This is a genomic window from Candidatus Halobonum tyrrellensis G22 (genome assembly GCF_000495475.1).
Lineage (GTDB): Archaea > Halobacteriota > Halobacteria > Halobacteriales > Haloferacaceae > Halobonum > Halobonum tyrrellense.
Genome location: NZ_ASGZ01000052.1, coordinates 44,080 through 58,711 on the forward strand (window position 1 = coordinate 44,080; position 14,632 = coordinate 58,711).

13 protein-coding genes are annotated in these 14,632 nt (G+C 72.6%); 8 read left to right on the forward strand and 5 right to left on the reverse strand.

Features of this window, described 5'->3' with window-relative positions; genetic code table 11:
* Positions 1-42: 42 nt before the first annotated feature.
* Positions 43-213: a hypothetical protein gene (locus K933_RS18790; protein ID WP_200862325.1), complete on the reverse strand. Its 171-nt coding sequence runs from the start codon at positions 211-213 to the stop codon at positions 43-45.
* A 302-nt stretch (positions 214-515) separates the two neighbouring features.
* Here K933_RS18790 and uvrA point away from each other — a divergent pair, with 302 nt between their 5' ends.
* A complete protein-coding gene (uvrA, locus tag K933_RS12750) occupies positions 516-3,530 on the forward strand; it encodes an excinuclease ABC subunit UvrA (RefSeq protein WP_023395150.1) in 3,015 nt (1,004 codons plus the stop codon).
* A 350-nt stretch (positions 3,531-3,880) separates the two neighbouring features.
* Here uvrA and K933_RS12755 read toward each other — a convergent pair whose 3' ends face one another.
* Positions 3,881-4,387 (reverse strand): ester cyclase, encoded by a 507-nt coding sequence (locus K933_RS12755; RefSeq protein ID WP_023395151.1) that lies wholly within the window; start codon positions 4,385-4,387, stop codon positions 3,881-3,883.
* Positions 4,388-4,522: 135 nt separating this feature from the next.
* Here K933_RS12755 and K933_RS12760 point away from each other — a divergent pair, with 135 nt between their 5' ends.
* Positions 4,523-5,515, forward strand: coding sequence for a WD40/YVTN/BNR-like repeat-containing protein (locus K933_RS12760; RefSeq protein ID WP_049947855.1), 993 nt, complete (start codon positions 4,523-4,525; stop codon positions 5,513-5,515).
* Between the two features lie 226 nt (positions 5,516-5,741).
* Positions 5,742-6,821 (forward strand): geranylgeranyl reductase family protein, encoded by a 1,080-nt coding sequence (locus K933_RS12765; RefSeq protein WP_023395153.1) that lies wholly within the window; start codon positions 5,742-5,744, stop codon positions 6,819-6,821.
* 384 nt (positions 6,822-7,205) lie between these two features.
* Here the strand turns inward: K933_RS12765 and ygfZ are convergent, their stop codons facing one another.
* Together ygfZ and K933_RS12775 are read right to left on the reverse strand one after the other, a co-directional pair.
* Entirely contained in the window at positions 7,206-8,294 is a 1,089-nt protein-coding gene (gene ygfZ, locus K933_RS12770) for a CAF17-like 4Fe-4S cluster assembly/insertion protein YgfZ (RefSeq protein ID WP_023395154.1), read from the reverse strand.
* A 66-nt stretch (positions 8,295-8,360) separates the two neighbouring features.
* Positions 8,361-8,660 (reverse strand): DUF6432 family protein, encoded by a 300-nt coding sequence (locus K933_RS12775; protein WP_023395155.1) that lies wholly within the window; start codon positions 8,658-8,660, stop codon positions 8,361-8,363.
* Positions 8,661-8,908: 248 nt separating this feature from the next.
* On the opposite strand from K933_RS12775, the gene K933_RS12780 reads away from it, so the two are divergent.
* Both K933_RS12780 and K933_RS12785 read left to right on the forward strand, forming a co-directional pair.
* Entirely contained in the window at positions 8,909-10,039 is a 1,131-nt protein-coding gene (locus K933_RS12780; RefSeq protein ID WP_023395156.1) for a DUF7093 family protein, read from the forward strand.
* Between the two features lie 184 nt (positions 10,040-10,223).
* A complete protein-coding gene (locus tag K933_RS12785) occupies positions 10,224-10,607 on the forward strand; it encodes a DUF5611 family protein (RefSeq protein ID WP_023395157.1) in 384 nt (127 codons plus the stop codon).
* A gap of 136 nt (positions 10,608-10,743) precedes the next feature.
* Here K933_RS12785 and K933_RS12790 read toward each other — a convergent pair whose 3' ends face one another.
* Positions 10,744-11,502 (reverse strand): SDR family NAD(P)-dependent oxidoreductase, encoded by a 759-nt coding sequence (locus K933_RS12790; RefSeq protein WP_023395158.1) that lies wholly within the window; start codon positions 11,500-11,502, stop codon positions 10,744-10,746.
* Positions 11,503-11,637: 135 nt separating this feature from the next.
* On the opposite strand from K933_RS12790, the gene K933_RS12795 reads away from it, so the two are divergent.
* The 3 genes from K933_RS12795 to K933_RS12805 form a co-directional block, all read left to right on the forward strand.
* Entirely contained in the window at positions 11,638-12,078 is a 441-nt protein-coding gene (locus K933_RS12795) for a universal stress protein (protein ID WP_023395159.1), read from the forward strand.
* Positions 12,079-12,260: 182 nt separating this feature from the next.
* Entirely contained in the window at positions 12,261-13,235 is a 975-nt protein-coding gene (locus K933_RS12800) for an ROK family protein (protein ID WP_023395160.1), read from the forward strand.
* 135 nt (positions 13,236-13,370) lie between these two features.
* Positions 13,371-14,632 (forward strand): LVIVD repeat-containing protein (locus K933_RS12805; RefSeq protein ID WP_023395161.1); only part of this gene is annotated, 1,262 nt, incomplete at its 3' end.

The following is a 14,632-nucleotide window of genomic DNA, read 5'->3' on the forward strand; positions in this document are numbered from 1 at the left end:
TTCGGGACGGCGCGGTAAAAAGGACTGTCGTCCGGCGGGCGGCTACTCCTCGCGCGGCGGCGCGGGGAGGAGGTCCGACTCGGACTCCGCGGGCGGGTACTCGGGTTCGGCCTCCTCGTCGAGCGTGGCGACCTCTCGCTCGGCGAGGTGGGTTTCGAGTTGCTCGCGCTTCTTCCGGCCCTGCCGTTCGCGCCCGCGCTTCGTGTCTGGCATCGTCACCCGTGACAACGATACCCACGGTTAAGAGTCTTTCCGCTCGAACGATCGGGGCGGATATCCGGTCGTACGCGGGTCGAGCGCCGCGTTCCGTCGTGGACTCGGTCGCCCGACCCGTCCGGCCCGGTGGAGCGACGGCGGCGCGAACCGGAACCGCCGGGTCGGCATAAGCGCCCGGCCGGCGAGTGCGGTCGGCCGATGACGCGCCCGTTAAGTGGCTCGGAGGCGTGATCCGGTGTAATGACCGATCGGGAGCGGGGAGCGAGTCGGAACGGACACCGGGTGCGGGGTGAGTTGTAGTGTCGAAGGAGTTCGTCCGGGTGACGGGGGCGGAGGAACACAACCTGAAGGACCTCGACGTGGAGATTCCGCGCGAGGAGTTCACGGTCGTCACCGGGCTGTCGGGGTCGGGCAAGTCGTCGCTCGCGTTCGAGACCATCTACGCCGAGGGGCAGCGGCGGTACATCGAGTCGCTGTCGGCGTACGCCCGGAACTTCCTGGGTCAGATGGACAAACCGCAGGTCGAGAGCGTCGAGGGGCTCTCGCCCGCCATCTCCATCGACCAGAAGAACGCCGCCAACAACCCCCGGTCGACCGTGGGGACGGTGACGGAGCTACACGACTACCTCCGCCTGCTGTACGCGCGCGTCGGGACGCCCCACTGTCCGGAGTGCGGCCGCGAGGTGGGCGAGCAGTCCGCCCAGCAGATGGTCCGCCGGGTGTTCGACCTGCCCGAGGGGACGCGCGCGATGATCGCCGCCCCCGTGGTCCGCGACCAGAAGGGCGCGTTCGAGGACCTGTTCGCCGACCTCCGCTCGGAGGGGTACGCCCGCGTCGAGGTGGACGGCGAGGAGTACGACCTCGCGTCGGAGGCGCCGGAGCTCGACGAGAACTACGACCACACGGTCGACGTGGTCGTCGACCGGATCAAGGTCCGCGAGGCGGACCGCTCGCGGATCACCGACTCCGTGGAGACGGCGCTCGAGGAGGCCGACGGCGTGATGAAGCTGATCGTGCCCGACCCGCCCGAGGAGGCGGGCGACCTGGGGACGACCGCCCGCTCGACGGGCGACCTGGCGGGCGACGGCGACTCGCGGGTCGTCGTGGAGTTCTCCGAGGAACTCGCCTGCACCCACTGCGGGATCGACTTCTCGGAGATCGAGACCCGCTCCTTCTCGTTCAACTCGCCGCACGGCGCCTGCCCGGAGTGTGAGGGGATCGGCTCGACCAAGGAGGTCGACGAGGACCTCGTCGTGCAAGACGAGTCGAAGCCGATCAAGTCGGTGTTCGAGCCGTGGAGCTACAACCGGTCGTACTACCGGACGCGGCTGGACAACGTCGCGAACCACTTCGACGTGAGCGTGAACACGCCGTTCGAGGAGTTGGACGACGACGTGAAACGCCAGTTCCTCTACGGCACCGACCGCCAGGTGGAGTTCACCCAGCAGACGAAGAACGGCGTCCGCCGGAAGACCCAGCGGTTCGAGGGGGTCATCCCCAACCTCGAACGCCGACACGTCGAGACGGACTCCGACCGCACGCGCGAGCACATCGAGGACTTCATGGCGACCACGACCTGCCCCGCCTGCGACGGCACGCGGCTCAAGCCGCAGTCGCGGTCGGTGCTGGTCGAGGGCACGGCGATCACCGAGGTCAACCGGATGAGCATCGGCGACGCGCTCGTCCACTTCGAGGGGATGGAGTCGGCGCTCACGGACCGCGACCGCACCATCGCCGAGGAGATCCTCAAGGAGATCCGCGCGCGTCTCGGCTTCATGGAGGAGGTCGGGCTGGAGTACCTCACGCTCGACCGCGAGGCGGCGACGCTATCGGGCGGCGAGTCGCAGCGGATCCGCCTGGCCACGCAGGTCGGCTCCGGGCTGGTGGGCGTGCTGTACGTCCTCGACGAGCCGTCGATCGGTCTCCACCAGCGCGACAACGACAAACTCCTCGACACGCTGGAGGGACTCCGGGACCTCGGCAACACGCTGATCGTGGTCGAACACGACGAGGCGACGATGCGCCGCGCCGACACGATCGTCGACATGGGTCCCGGCCCGGGCAAGCGCGGCGGCGAGATCGTCGCGCAGGGCGACTTCGACGACATCGTCGCGGCCGACGACTCGCTCACGGGCGACTACCTCGCGGGGCGGAAGGGCATCCCGGTGCCCGACGAGCGCCGCGACTCGGAGGCGGCGCTCACGGTCGAAGGCGCCCGCCAGCACAACCTCGCGGACCTCGACGTCGACATCCCCGTCGGCACGTTCACCGCCATCACCGGCGTGTCGGGGTCGGGCAAGTCCACCCTGATGCACGACGTGCTCTACAAGGGACTCGCCCGCGAGATGAACGACAACACCGAGGTCGACCCCGGCGAGCACGACGCGATCACGGGGGTGGAGCACCTCGGCGGCGTCCGGCTGATCGACCAGTCGCCGATCGGCCGCACGCCGCGGTCGAACCCCGCGACGTACACCGACGTGTTCGACTACGTCCGCGAACTGTTCGCGGAGACGAAGCTGTCGAACCAGCGGGGGTACGACAAGGGCCGCTTCTCGTTCAACGTCAAGGGCGGCCGGTGTGAGGAGTGCGGCGGGCAGGGCACCGTGAAAATCGAGATGAACTTCCTCTCGGACGTGTACGTCCCCTGCGAGGAGTGCGGCGGCGACCGCTACAACGACGAGACGCTCGACGTGACGTACAAGGGCGCGACCATCGCGGACGTACTCGACATGAGCGTCGACGAGGCGTACGAGTTCTTCGAGTCGCACTCGGGACTCAACCGTCGCCTGGGCCTGCTCCGGGACGTGGGGCTCGGCTACATGCGGCTGGGTCAGCCGTCGACCACGCTCTCGGGCGGGGAGGCCCAGCGGGTCAAACTCGCCGAGGAGTTGGGGAAGAAGGACGGCGGCGAGACGCTGTACCTGCTCGACGAACCGACCACGGGGCTCCACAAGGAGGACGAGCGGAAACTGATCGACGTGCTCCACCGCCTGACCGACAAGGGCAACACGGTGGTCGTGATCGAACACGAACTCGACTTGGTGAAGAACGCCGACCACGTCGTCGACCTGGGTCCGGAGGGCGGCGAGGGCGGCGGCGAACTCGTCGCCGCGGGTACGCCCGAGGACGTCGCGCGGACCGACGGCTCGTACACCGGCGAGTACCTCCGCGACTACCTCCCCCGGGTTGACGTCGAGGGACCGCGCGCCGACCGCCGCCTCCCCGCCGAGGACGACGGCCGGACGGCCGGCGACGAGGCGGAGACGGAGGAGACGGACGAGGCGGAGGCGACCGCCGCGAGCGACGACTAGCGGCGGCGACGGCCGGGCGGTACCCCCGCGGGCGGGAGCGGCCGACGAGACGGCTTTGCCCGCTTCTGCCGTCGAGCGAGCGACGCCGCGCCCGCTCGACGACGTGGGGTACGCGTTCGTCGGCTGGTTCCGTCGCGGTCGTCCCCGTCGCGTTCCTCCTCGGGGCAGTCGCGCCCGCGCGTTCGAGCGAACCCACACCCCTGCACCTCGCCGGGGCCGCCGCGCCCCCGTTCGCCGGGACGCCGGCCGGGCGGTCGGCCCGCTGGGGGCGACGCTCTTGTGGGCGGTGGTAGGGCGTCGGACTACCCGTCTACGTTCTCTCGGGGCGGGATCCGCCCGCCTGACCGCGCTCAGTTCGACGGCCGGTCGCGCGCGCCGACCGCGAGCCGGGCGGCGTCGTCGGCGGCCTCCGGGAGCGCGTCGAGTTGCCGTGCCGCGCCGAGCGCGTCGGCCATCCACCACCACTCCGCGACCTGCCAGTCGGAGAAGCGGAGCCGGTGGACGACGTCCACCTCGAACGAGTCGCCGGCGTCCGCCGGGATGTCGGGACGGTCCGCCTCCAGCGTCCCCCGGCGCGTACAGAACAGCACGACCGTGTCGTCTTGAACGACCACGTCGTCGACGGCGTCCTCGCCGTCGGGCACCGCCTCGTGCCACGCCGCGAGCGCGTCCGCGAACGCGTCGATACCCCTCGTCGTCGCGTCGCCGAACCCGTGGACCACGACCCCGTCGGCCACCAGCTCCCGCATCGCGTCGGGGTCCCCGCCGTCGACCACGTCGGTGACGACGCGGCGACTGCGCGCGGCGAGTTCCCGCGACCACTGTTCGCGCTGGCTCGGTTGATCCGGTTCGTTCATGCTAGATTCGACGCCCCGTCGAGGGATAGTCGTTGTCGCCGCACGTGCAGGGTCGGCCGCGAGTCGTTCCCACACGGCGGCGAGATGGTTCCCGCCGACGGCGGCTTTTCGGTCCCCGACGACGTACGGACGCGCATGGTCACGGCATACGCCGCCCTGGGGGACGGCCTGGTGGTCGTCGACACCGAACGGGAGACGGCGACCCGCGCGTCGGCGCTCGACGGCCGCGCGCTGGAGTGTCTCGCCGTCCACCCCGACGCGCCCGACCGGCCGGTCGTCGGGACGTTCGAGTCGGGGCTGTACCGTTCGACCGACGCGGGCGAGACCTTCGAACGGGTCGACGAGTTCGGCGCCGACGCCGTGATGTCGGCGGCGTTCGCGCCCGGCGACCCCGACGAACTCTGGGCGGGGACGGAGCCGTCGCGCGTCTACCGGTCGACCGACGCGGGCGACTCGTGGGCCGAACTGGACGGGCTGACCGACCTCGACTCCGCCGACGAGTGGTCGTTCCCGCCGCGGCCGCACACCCACCACGTCCGGTGGCTTGAACCCCACCCGACCGACCCCGAGCGGTGGTACGTCGCCGTCGAGGCGGGCGCGCTCGTCCGCACCGACGACCGCGGGGAGACGTGGCGCGACCGGGTGCCCGACGGGCGTATCGACAACCACACGCTGGCGACCCACCCCGACGCCCCCGACCGGGTGTGGGTCGCCGCGGGCGACGGCTACGCGGAGTCGGACGACGCGGGCGAGACGTGGCGCGTACTGGAGGAGGGACTCGACCGCACCTACTGCTGGAGCGTCGCCGTCGACGCGGGCGACCCCGACCGGGTGCTCGTCTCGGCCGCCCGCTCCGCCCGCGAGGCGCACACCGCGGCGCGCGCGGAGACGTACGTCTACCGCAAGGAGGGGGACGGCGAGTGGGAACGGCTGGACGACGCCGGCCTGCCGGTCGGCGAGGGGGTCACTCGGCCGGTGCTCGCGCGCGGCGACGCGGGCGAGTTCCTCGCGCTGTCGAACCGCGGGCTGTTCCGGACCGACGACGCGGGCGACTCGTGGACCGCGGTCGACGTGCAGTGGCCCGAGGGGTTCGAGTCCGCGACGGCGCGCGGACTCGCGGTCGTCTGAGCCGGCGACGGACGATTTTCTGGGGCCGGCACCGACCCGCACCGGCGAGTCGGAGGCCCGCCGCCTCGACTCGATAAACCGCTCGGCGCGATATCGAATCCCCTTCGGCGACGAACGGCCGGTCGAACACCGGGGCGACGGACGGGGCCGGACTCCGTCCCTCTCGCGTGACAGCCGGCGATACTCCGACCGCGAAACCTATCAGCCTCCGCGCGTACCGGCGGGTATGTACGACTTCGTCGTGGTCGGCGTCGGCCCGGCCGGCGCGCGGTTCGCCCGCCGGGCGGCCGAGGCCGGGTACGACGTGCTGGCGCTGGAGAAGGGGGAGGTGGGGACGCCGCTGGCGTGTTCGGGACACGTCTCGACGGACCTCTGGGAGTACGTCCCGGAGGAGGCGAAGGGCCGACTGCTCCAGAACCGGGTGTACGGCGCGGACTTCCACGTCGGCGGGCCGGGGACGGACGCCGAACGGTTCTACAAGCGCGAGGAGGTGTCGAACGTCGTCGACCGCGTGGAGTTGGACCGGACGCTCGCCGACGCCGCCCGCGACGCCGGCGCGGACGTACGCGAGGGCCACACGGTGACGAGCGTCCGCGAGCGTCCGGGCGGCGTCGACGTGACCGCGAGCGTCGCCGGCAGCGAGGAGACGTTCGAGGCGCGGATGGTCGCGGGCGCCGACGGGCCGGTGTCGCGCGTCCGCGACCAGTTGGGGCTACCGGGGCCGGGGGAACTCCTCCACGGCGTGCTCGCGTTCGACGACGAACCCGACTTCGGCGACCACGTGAGCGTCCACCTCACCGCGCCGCGCTTCTTCGCGTGGCGCATCCCCCGCGGCGAGGCGGGCGTCGAGTACGGACTCGGCGCGCCGCCGGGCCACGAGGTGCGCGCCCTGTTCGACCGGCTGACCGACGCGTACGGCGTCGAGACCGACCGGTTCTGCTCGGGCGCGATCCCGGTCGGCCCGCCCGCCGAGACGGTGTCGACCCGGGGGTTCCTCCTCGGCGACGCGGCGGGGCAGACCAAGCCGTTCACCGGCGGCGGCATCCTCTACGGGATGCGCGCGGCCGACGTCGCGGCCGAGGTGATAGAGCCGACCGACCCCACGACGCTGGAGCGGTACGAGTCGGGGTGGCGCGCCGACCTCTCGCGGGAGATAGCGCTCGGCCGGTGGATCCGGCGGGCGTACTCGCTGCCCGAACCCGTCCAGCGACTGGGACTGGGGGCGCTCTCGGGGGAGATTGCCGTCCACATGGACGAGCCGAGTTCGTTCTTCTCCCGCGAGCACCTCCGAACCCTGTTCTCGTGAGCCGGCGACGAGTCCGGGTCGGCCGCGGCGTGGCTCGTCGGTAACGACCCTCGTTCGGCGCTCCGGGCGATCACCGCGTTCGCGAGCCCCGTCGCCCAGGGACTCACCGGGAGCACGACCCGGAGTCGGATAGTCGAGCCGCCGCCCCGACTGTCGGCCGGGCGTCGCTCCGACGACCTCCTCGCCGACCGATCGGGATTCGATATAGCGTCGTTCGGTGTACACCGACGGGTCAGACGGGCGACGGCGACCGCGGTCGCTCGGCGGGGAGGGTACCGGCAGGATGGACACGACGGCGCCCCCGAGGGCCGCGGCCGGGTCGAGCGGAGGAGGCGAGGGGTTTCGGGTGTCCAGGTGATTCGTGCCGCTCGGGGTAACTCGGGATTACTCGGGGTACGTCGGGAGTCGCTCCGAGCGCGCGCTCCCCTCGACGAACGGGAGGTCGACCCGCTCGGCGGCGACCTCGCGGCCGTCGACGCGGACCTGCAGGTCGGTCCCCTCGGCGTCGAAGTCGACCAGCGCGAGCGCCACCGGTCCCTCGAGCGTGACCGAGTCGGCGGCGCGCGTCACCTCGCCGACGCTCGCGTCGCCGTCGAACACCGCCGCGCCCGCGTCGGGTCGCTCGTCGGGCCGGAGACCGACCAGTCGCTTGCTCGGCTGCCCGCGGTTCTCCACCTTCGAGACCACCTCCTGGCCGACGAAACAGCCCTTCTCGAAGTCGACCGCGTTCCGGAGGCCGAGCACGTTCGGGAGCCGTCCCTCCAACTCGGTCTCGAACAGCGGCGTCCCCGCCTCGGCCGTGAGTGCGTCCCAAGTGGCGTAGCCGAACGGGACGGCGTTCAACCCCCGGGTGAGCAGCGTGTCGAACACGTCCGCCGCCTGGTCGGCCGCACAGACCACCTCGTACCCCTCCTCGCCGACGAGCGCGTCGCTCGCGACCACCGTGACGCCCACCTCGTCCATGCGCCCGCGGACGAACGACAGCGCGGGTTCGGGCGCGCCCGCGCCGTCGAGCACGGACGCCACCTTCTCGGTCGCCTGCGGGCCGTGGACGCCGAACACCCCGAACTCCGCGCTCGCGTCGCGCAGTTCAACGTCGTCGATGAACACCTTCCCCGACCAGTCGTCGACCAGCGGGTCCGCCCGCCCGGGTGGCGTGAACAGCAGGAGCCGCTCGCCCGCGTTGTAGACGTACATGTCGGTCTCGATGCCGCCCTGCGGGTCGCACAGCAGGGCGTACGTTCCCTCGCCGTCGGCGGCCGGGACGCGGTTGGTCACCGCGTCGTCGACGAAGCCGACGCGGTCGTCACCCTCGACCACGACGACGCCGTACCCCATCTCGATGGTGCCGGCGCCGTTGCGGACGGCGCGGGCTGTCGTGGCCGGACGGCCGTAATCGACGACGACGTCGCGGCCGCCGCGCTCGTCGAACGTCGCGCCGTAGTCCGCGTGGAGATCACCGACGAGACTCATTGCCGGGGGTTACGCGCCGCACCGGAAAAGGCGTCCGCTACGCCGGAGCGGCGTTCGCGCGCCGGCTCACAGCCCGAGTCTGTCGCGGATGCTGTCGATGACGCTCCGCTCCGTCTCGGGCTGTTCGGTCGGGTCGGGCACCACGCGGTCGGCGGGGTAGATGCGGAGCGTCCCGCCCTCGTCGTTCACGTCGATGAGTCCGTCCGCCTTCAGGTTCGACAGCGCGTCTTCGATGTCGTCGATGTCGGCGTCGACGTGCGCGCGGAGTTCGAGGACCGTCATGCCGTCGTCGGGCCGCCCGACGAGCGCGTCGAGGACGGTCACGTCAACCTCCGCCCGGTCGCGGAACTCGGGCCGCGCTTTCATGCGCGATACATCGACCGACCGAGGGATACGTGTACCGGTGGATCTACCGTCGTACGTTACCACATGGCACGGATCTCGGGTGGCCGCCCGGTCGCGCCGGACGCTCCCGGCGGGGTCCGACGGGACCGCTCCGGGCGGTCGGACGGGCCGGTTCGGGACCGTTGCGGGCCGTACGCGGCGTACGCCCGGGCCGTCGGGCGTCAGACGGTAAGGAACCCTTTTGGTCGCGCGGGCCGGCTGGGACGGTAATGGGACTCAGGTGCCTCCTCGGTCACGACTTCACGGAGCCGACGACCGAGCGCGAGCGGGAGGAACGCGGCGACGAGGTGATCGTCGCCGTCCGGCGTGTCAAGGAGTGCAAGCGCTGCGGCGAGCGGCGGGTCGTCTCCGAGAACAAGGAAGTGACGTCGCTCGACAGGCCGCTCGGGGCGTCGGAGTCCGACTCCGCGGACGCGTCCGCCCGAGCGAGCGGCGCGACCGGGTCGTTCGACGCGAGCGGCGACGGCGACGACGGCGTCGCCCCCTCGGCTGGCGGCGGCTGGGCCGACAGCGGCGACCGGGGGAACCCGCTCGTCGACTCGGACGACGGCGACGAGTTCGACCACCCCGAGGCCGACCTCGACGGCGTCGACACCGACGTGGAGGACGACGCCGAGATCATCCGCTCGGGACCCGACGACGACGCGCCCGACGACGCCGCCGGCCGCGGGCGCGGCGAGTGGCCCGACGCGGACGTGAACCGCTCGACCGGCGCGGTCGGCCGCGCGACCGCCGGCGACGACCCCGCGGCCGACGGCGCGAACGACGACACGAGCGACGACCGAGCGGCGACCGACGACGGGGGGAGGACCGACCCCGCCGACGAGGACGCCGAGTTCATCGACGCCGATGCCGACGCCGGGACCGACGACGCGGGTGACGACGGGCGGGTGCCGTGGCCGGACCACGACGGCGCCGACGAGGGGTTCGACGCCACGTTCGGCGACGACGACGGCGCCGACGGGAGCCCCGAAACCGCGGCGGCGGCGACCGACGACGACGCGGGCGGGGAGTACATCGAGGCGGAGTCGGAGCCGCTCGACGGCGGCGAACCCGTCGGCTCGACCGGCGTCGGCGACGACGGCGGGTCGTGGGGAGCGACGGCGACGGGCGGGACCGACCGCTCCGACCGGTCGGAGCGGTCCGAGCGGTCGAACGGGTCGGGCGGCGGGTCGGCGACCCCGGCGGTCGAACTCCGGACGGTCTCGGGCGACCCCGACGCGGAGTACGTCTGCCCCGAGTGCGGGGCGCGCGAACCCGTCGGCGCCTCCTCGACGCGCGCGGGCGACATCTGCCCCGACTGCAAGCGGGGCTACATCGAGGAGCGCGAACTGGAGTAACCCGACGGCCGGCCCCCGCTCCCCGTCCGACGGGTCCGGCTCTGTCCCCGCACCGTCGCCGATTCTCGCTCCCTGGGGCGGCCGCCGACGCGGCGTTTTCGACCGCGCCCGGGAGCCGCGGACAGACGGCCCGTCGCCGTCGTCTGACGAAACTCGTTTACCGCCCCCCACCGAACGGCCGTCCATGAAGGAGTACAAGATGCGGCGGGGAGAGCATCTGGAAGACCGGATGCCCGACCTGGAAGCCGAGATCGAAGAGCGGTTCGGTCCGGTCACCGGCACCGAGGAGTGGAACGGCCACGAACTGTACGTCGTCGAGGAGCCGACCAACCCCGTGTTCGACCGGATCGTCGCCGGGGCGGCGGCGTACTCGGGCAAGAAGGACAAACTCGCGGTCCACTTCGAGGAGCGACCCGCCGAGGAGGTCATCGCCGAGGGGAACGCCGACGCCGCCGCAGACGCGGTCGACGCGAAAAACGAGTTCCTGCTCGACGCGACCGGCCGGGACGCCAAGTCGCGGCGCGAATCGCTCAAGCGCGAAGTCGAGGACGACGCACCCGAGTACTGACTCGCCCCCGCGGGCGCGCGGATTCTCCGGAGACGCACGCTCCCGTCGGCCGCCGGTCCGCGCCGCCCGTCTCGTTCGTCCCGTCCGTCCCGCCCGTCGCGTTCGAGCACCGCCGAACCCGAACCAGGGTCCGGTACTACACCGACTCGGGTAGGTAGCCGCCGTCGACCTCCACGTTCTGGCCGGAGACGTAGCTCGCGGCGTCGCTCACGAAGAACAGCAGCACGGCCGTCAGGTCGTCGACCGTCGCCCACCGCCCCCGCGGGGCGTCGTCGGGGAACGCGTCCGAGGTCTCGACGACGTACGGCGATATCGCGTTGACCGTGACCCCGTCGTCTTGGGTATCGGCCGCGAGCATGCGCGTGAACATCAACACGCCCGTCTTGGCGATGAAGTACGGCGCGTTCTTCGGTTCGATCAGTCCCTTCTCGCTGCCCGCGTACCCCACGTTGACGATCCGCCCCCACTGGCGGTCGCGCATGGCGGGGAGGGCGCGCTTCGAGCAGAGGTAGGTGGCGGTGAGGTTCGTGTCCATCACCGTCCGCCACGTCGAGTAGTCCATCTCCGCCCAGTGGCGGGGCGCGAACGCCCCCACGTTGTTGACGAGGAGGTCGACGCTCCCCACCGCCGCTTCGACGGCGTCGAACACCGCGTCCACGTCGTCGGGGTCGGTCACGTCGCCCTGGACGGTCGTCGCCTCGACGCCGCGGTCGCGCGCCTCGGCGGCGGTGGCTTCCGCCTCCTCCGCGCTCGACCGGTAGTGGACCGCCACGTCCGCGCCGCAGTCCGCACACGCCAGGAGGAACCCCCGACCGATCCCGGACGAACTGCCGGTGACGAGCGCCGTTCGGCCGCGCAGGTCGGGGTCGGCGTCCGGGTCCGCGTTCGTACCCATACCTGTCCCAGACGCGCCGGGACCAAAACCCCCGCGACGGCGTCCGGATGGCTCTCGCCGCGCGGTCGTGGGAGTCGCCCGGAGCGGGGAGGGGCCTCTGCACGTTTTATCATGTACAAGCTGTAAGGGACCGACATGGCCATCGAGACGATCATGTTGACGGTCGGTCGGAGCAACGAGTCCCGGGTCGACAAGCTGACGCAGTCGGCGGTCGAACTCGCGGAGACGACGGGCGCACGCGTCGTCATCGGACACGCGTTCGAGACGCAGGACGACGCGGACGCGGTCCGCGACCGCCTCGACATGACCGAGGGGGACGCGACCGACGTGGCCAACCGCATGGAGACCGTCCGCCGCGCGAGCAAGGCGCTCCGCGCGGCCGGCGTCGACTTCGAGGTGCAGGCGGTCGTCGGCGACCCCGGCGAGGTGATCGCCGACCTCGCCGAGGAGGTGGGCGCCGACCGCATCCTCGTGGGCGGCCGGAAGCGCTCGCCCGCGGGCAAGGCGGTGTTCGGCAGCACCGCCCAGCGGATCCTGCTGTCGGCACCCTGCCCGGTGACGTTCGTCCGCGAGTGAGCGGGCGGCGGGACGCGACGGGTCGGTCGAGACCCGCCGGCGCGCGGACGTACCGGCCCGCCAGCCCGCCGGGACGGCGACTCGCCGACCCGGGTCGGGAGGCCCGGCGTCCGTGCGGGAAACTCACTCGCGGCCGAGTAGAAACACCTTGATTAAGTAGCACGGGAGCGAGCGATGCACCGATGGCTTCGTACGTCGGCGTCGACCTCGGCGCGACGAACGTCCGCGCGGTGGTCGGCGACGAACGCGCGCAGATCCGGGGACGGGCCGCCAGCTCGACCCCGGAGGGACCGACAGGGATCGACGTCACCGAAGCGGTGCTCGACGTGACCCGCGCGGCCTGCGACGACGCCGGGGTCGACCCCGAGACGGTCGCGGCCGCGGGCGTCGCCTCCATCGGCCCGCTCGACCTCGCCGAGGGACTCATCGACGGTCCCGCGAACTTCCCCGACTCGGTCGGGCAGGTGCCGCTGACCGGCCCGCTGTCGGAACTGCTCGGCACCGACGAGGTCCACCTCCACAACGACACCGTCGCGGGCGTCATCGGCGAGCGCTTCCACAGCGACCGCAACCCCGACGACATGGTGTACCTCACCATCTCGTCGGGCATCGGCGCGGGCGTCTGCGTCGACGGGAACGTCCTCGAAGGGTGGGACGGCAACGCGGGCGAGGTGGGCCACGACATCGTCGACCCCGCGGGCGCGATGACGTGTGGCTGCGGCCGCGACGGCCACTGGGAGGCGTACTGCTCGGGCGACAACATCCCCCGGTACGCCCGGCACCTCCACGAGGCCGAGTCGGTCGACACCGACCTCCCGGTCGGCGACGACGGGTTCGGCGCGCCCGAGGTGTTCGACGCCCGCGGCGACGACCCGCTCGCGGACCTCACGCTCGACCGCGTCCGGCAGTGGAACCTCATCGGGATGACCAACCTCGTCCACTCGTACGCCCCGCTCGTCGTGTTCGTCGGCGGGTCGGTCGCGCTCCACAACCCCGAGGAGGTGGTCGACCCGCTCCGCGACGGCCTCGCCGAGTCGGTGTTCACGAACGTCCCCGACATCCAGCTCACCACGATGGGCGACGACGTGGTCGTGAAGGGCGCGCTCGCGTCCGCGCTGACCGACGGCACGGGCGACCGCTCGCAGATGCAGGCGTGAGAGCGAGCGCGTAAGACGCGCGGCTCGCGACCGGTCACGGCCGTCCCCTTCCATCCACGGCTCCCTACCCGACCGAGCGCCCCGCTCGCCCCGCCGCTCCGCTACCCCTTTCCTCCCGGAACTCCGAACCCGGTCGTGCGACGACGCGACGCCCTCCGTGCCGGCGCGCTCCTCGCCGCGGGCGGGAGCGCAGTCCCGGCGACCGCCGCGACCGCGGCGGACGAGTCGTACGGGCCGCTCGGCCGCCTCGACTGCCGCGGGACGAAGGAGGCGGTCGTCTCCGCCGACGGGTCGACCGCGTTCCTCGCGCTCACGGACGGCTACGCGACGGTCGACGTGCGCGACCCCGCGGCGCCGACGCTCCTCGCGGAGCGCCGCTCGCTGCTCGCCGACCGCGAGGGCGGCCCGATGGTCGGGGTACACGACGTGACGCTGTCGGGCGACACGCTCGCGGTCGTCGGTCCCGCGAACCCCGCCCCCTCGGCGCCGAGCGGCGCGCTCTTCGTCGACGTGAGCGACCCCGCCGACCCCGTCCGGCGCGGCTTCCACCCCACGACCTTCCCGGTCCACAACGCGTTCCTCGACGGCGAGTACCTCTATCTCACCGGCAACGACGGCGAGCGGAACCCGCTGGTCGTCGTCGACGCCGGCGCCGACCCGCCCGCGGAGGTCGCGCGGTGGTCGCTCGTCGACCGCGACCCCGCGTGGGGCGAGGTGCGCTCGCCGCTCCGCGTGCTCCACGACGTGTGGGTTCGCGACGGGCTGGCGGCGCTCGCCTGCTGGGACGCGGGAACGTACCTGCTCGACGTGAGCGACCCCGCCGACCCCGCGTTCGTCGGCCGCGTGCCCGCGGGCGACCCCGCCGGCCTGCGCGACCCGCCCGCCTCGGAGTCGCTGACGCCGCCCGGCAACCACCACTACGCCGCCACCGACCCCGGGAACGACCTGCTCGCCGTCGGCGAGGAGTCGTGGGCCGCCCGGCGCGACGGGCGGACGGTCGGCGGGCCGAGCGGCGTCGGCCTCTACGACCTCTCGGACCCCGCCGCGCCCGCCCACCTCGCGTCCATCGACCCGCCGCCGACCGCGGAGCCGACGCTCGACGGGACGTGGACCACCGCCCACAACCTCGAACTCCGCGGGGGGACGCTGTACACCTCGTGGTACCAGGGGGGCGTGAAGCGTCACGACGTCTCCGACCCCGCGAACCCGGTCGAGGAGACGTGGTGGGTCGACCCCGCGGCGGCGCGCTTCTGGACCGCCCGGACCGCGGGCGACGCGTTCGTCGCCTCGTCGATGGGCACCCGGTCGGGCGCGCCCGCGGGGCTGTGGACGTTCCCCGACGCGGCGGGGGGCGGCGGCGACCCGGCGGCGCTGACCGCGACGCCGACGACGGCGGC

Excerpts from the sequence above, each read along its gene's own strand:
- K933_RS18790 (WP_200862325.1), bottom strand. The coding sequence starts at position 213 with ATGCCAGACACGAAGCGCGGGCGCGAACGGCAGGGCCGGAAGAAGCGC.
- K933_RS12755 (WP_023395151.1), bottom strand. The coding sequence starts at position 4,387 with ATGAACGAACCGGATCAACCGAGCCAGCGCGAACAGTGGTCGCGGGAA.
- K933_RS12760 (WP_049947855.1), top strand. The coding sequence starts at position 4,523 with ATGGTCACGGCATACGCCGCCCTGGGGGACGGCCTGGTGGTCGTCGAC.
- K933_RS12765 (WP_023395153.1), top strand. The coding sequence starts at position 5,742 with ATGTACGACTTCGTCGTGGTCGGCGTCGGCCCGGCCGGCGCGCGGTTC.
- ygfZ (WP_023395154.1), bottom strand. The coding sequence starts at position 8,294 with ATGAGTCTCGTCGGTGATCTCCACGCGGACTACGGCGCGACGTTCGAC.
- K933_RS12775 (WP_023395155.1), bottom strand. The coding sequence starts at position 8,660 with ATGAAAGCGCGGCCCGAGTTCCGCGACCGGGCGGAGGTTGACGTGACC.
- K933_RS12780 (WP_023395156.1), top strand. The coding sequence starts at position 8,909 with ATGGGACTCAGGTGCCTCCTCGGTCACGACTTCACGGAGCCGACGACC.
- K933_RS12785 (WP_023395157.1), top strand. The coding sequence starts at position 10,224 with ATGAAGGAGTACAAGATGCGGCGGGGAGAGCATCTGGAAGACCGGATG.
- K933_RS12790 (WP_023395158.1), bottom strand. The coding sequence starts at position 11,502 with ATGGGTACGAACGCGGACCCGGACGCCGACCCCGACCTGCGCGGCCGA.
- K933_RS12795 (WP_023395159.1), top strand. The coding sequence starts at position 11,638 with ATGGCCATCGAGACGATCATGTTGACGGTCGGTCGGAGCAACGAGTCC.
- K933_RS12800 (WP_023395160.1), top strand. The coding sequence starts at position 12,261 with ATGGCTTCGTACGTCGGCGTCGACCTCGGCGCGACGAACGTCCGCGCG.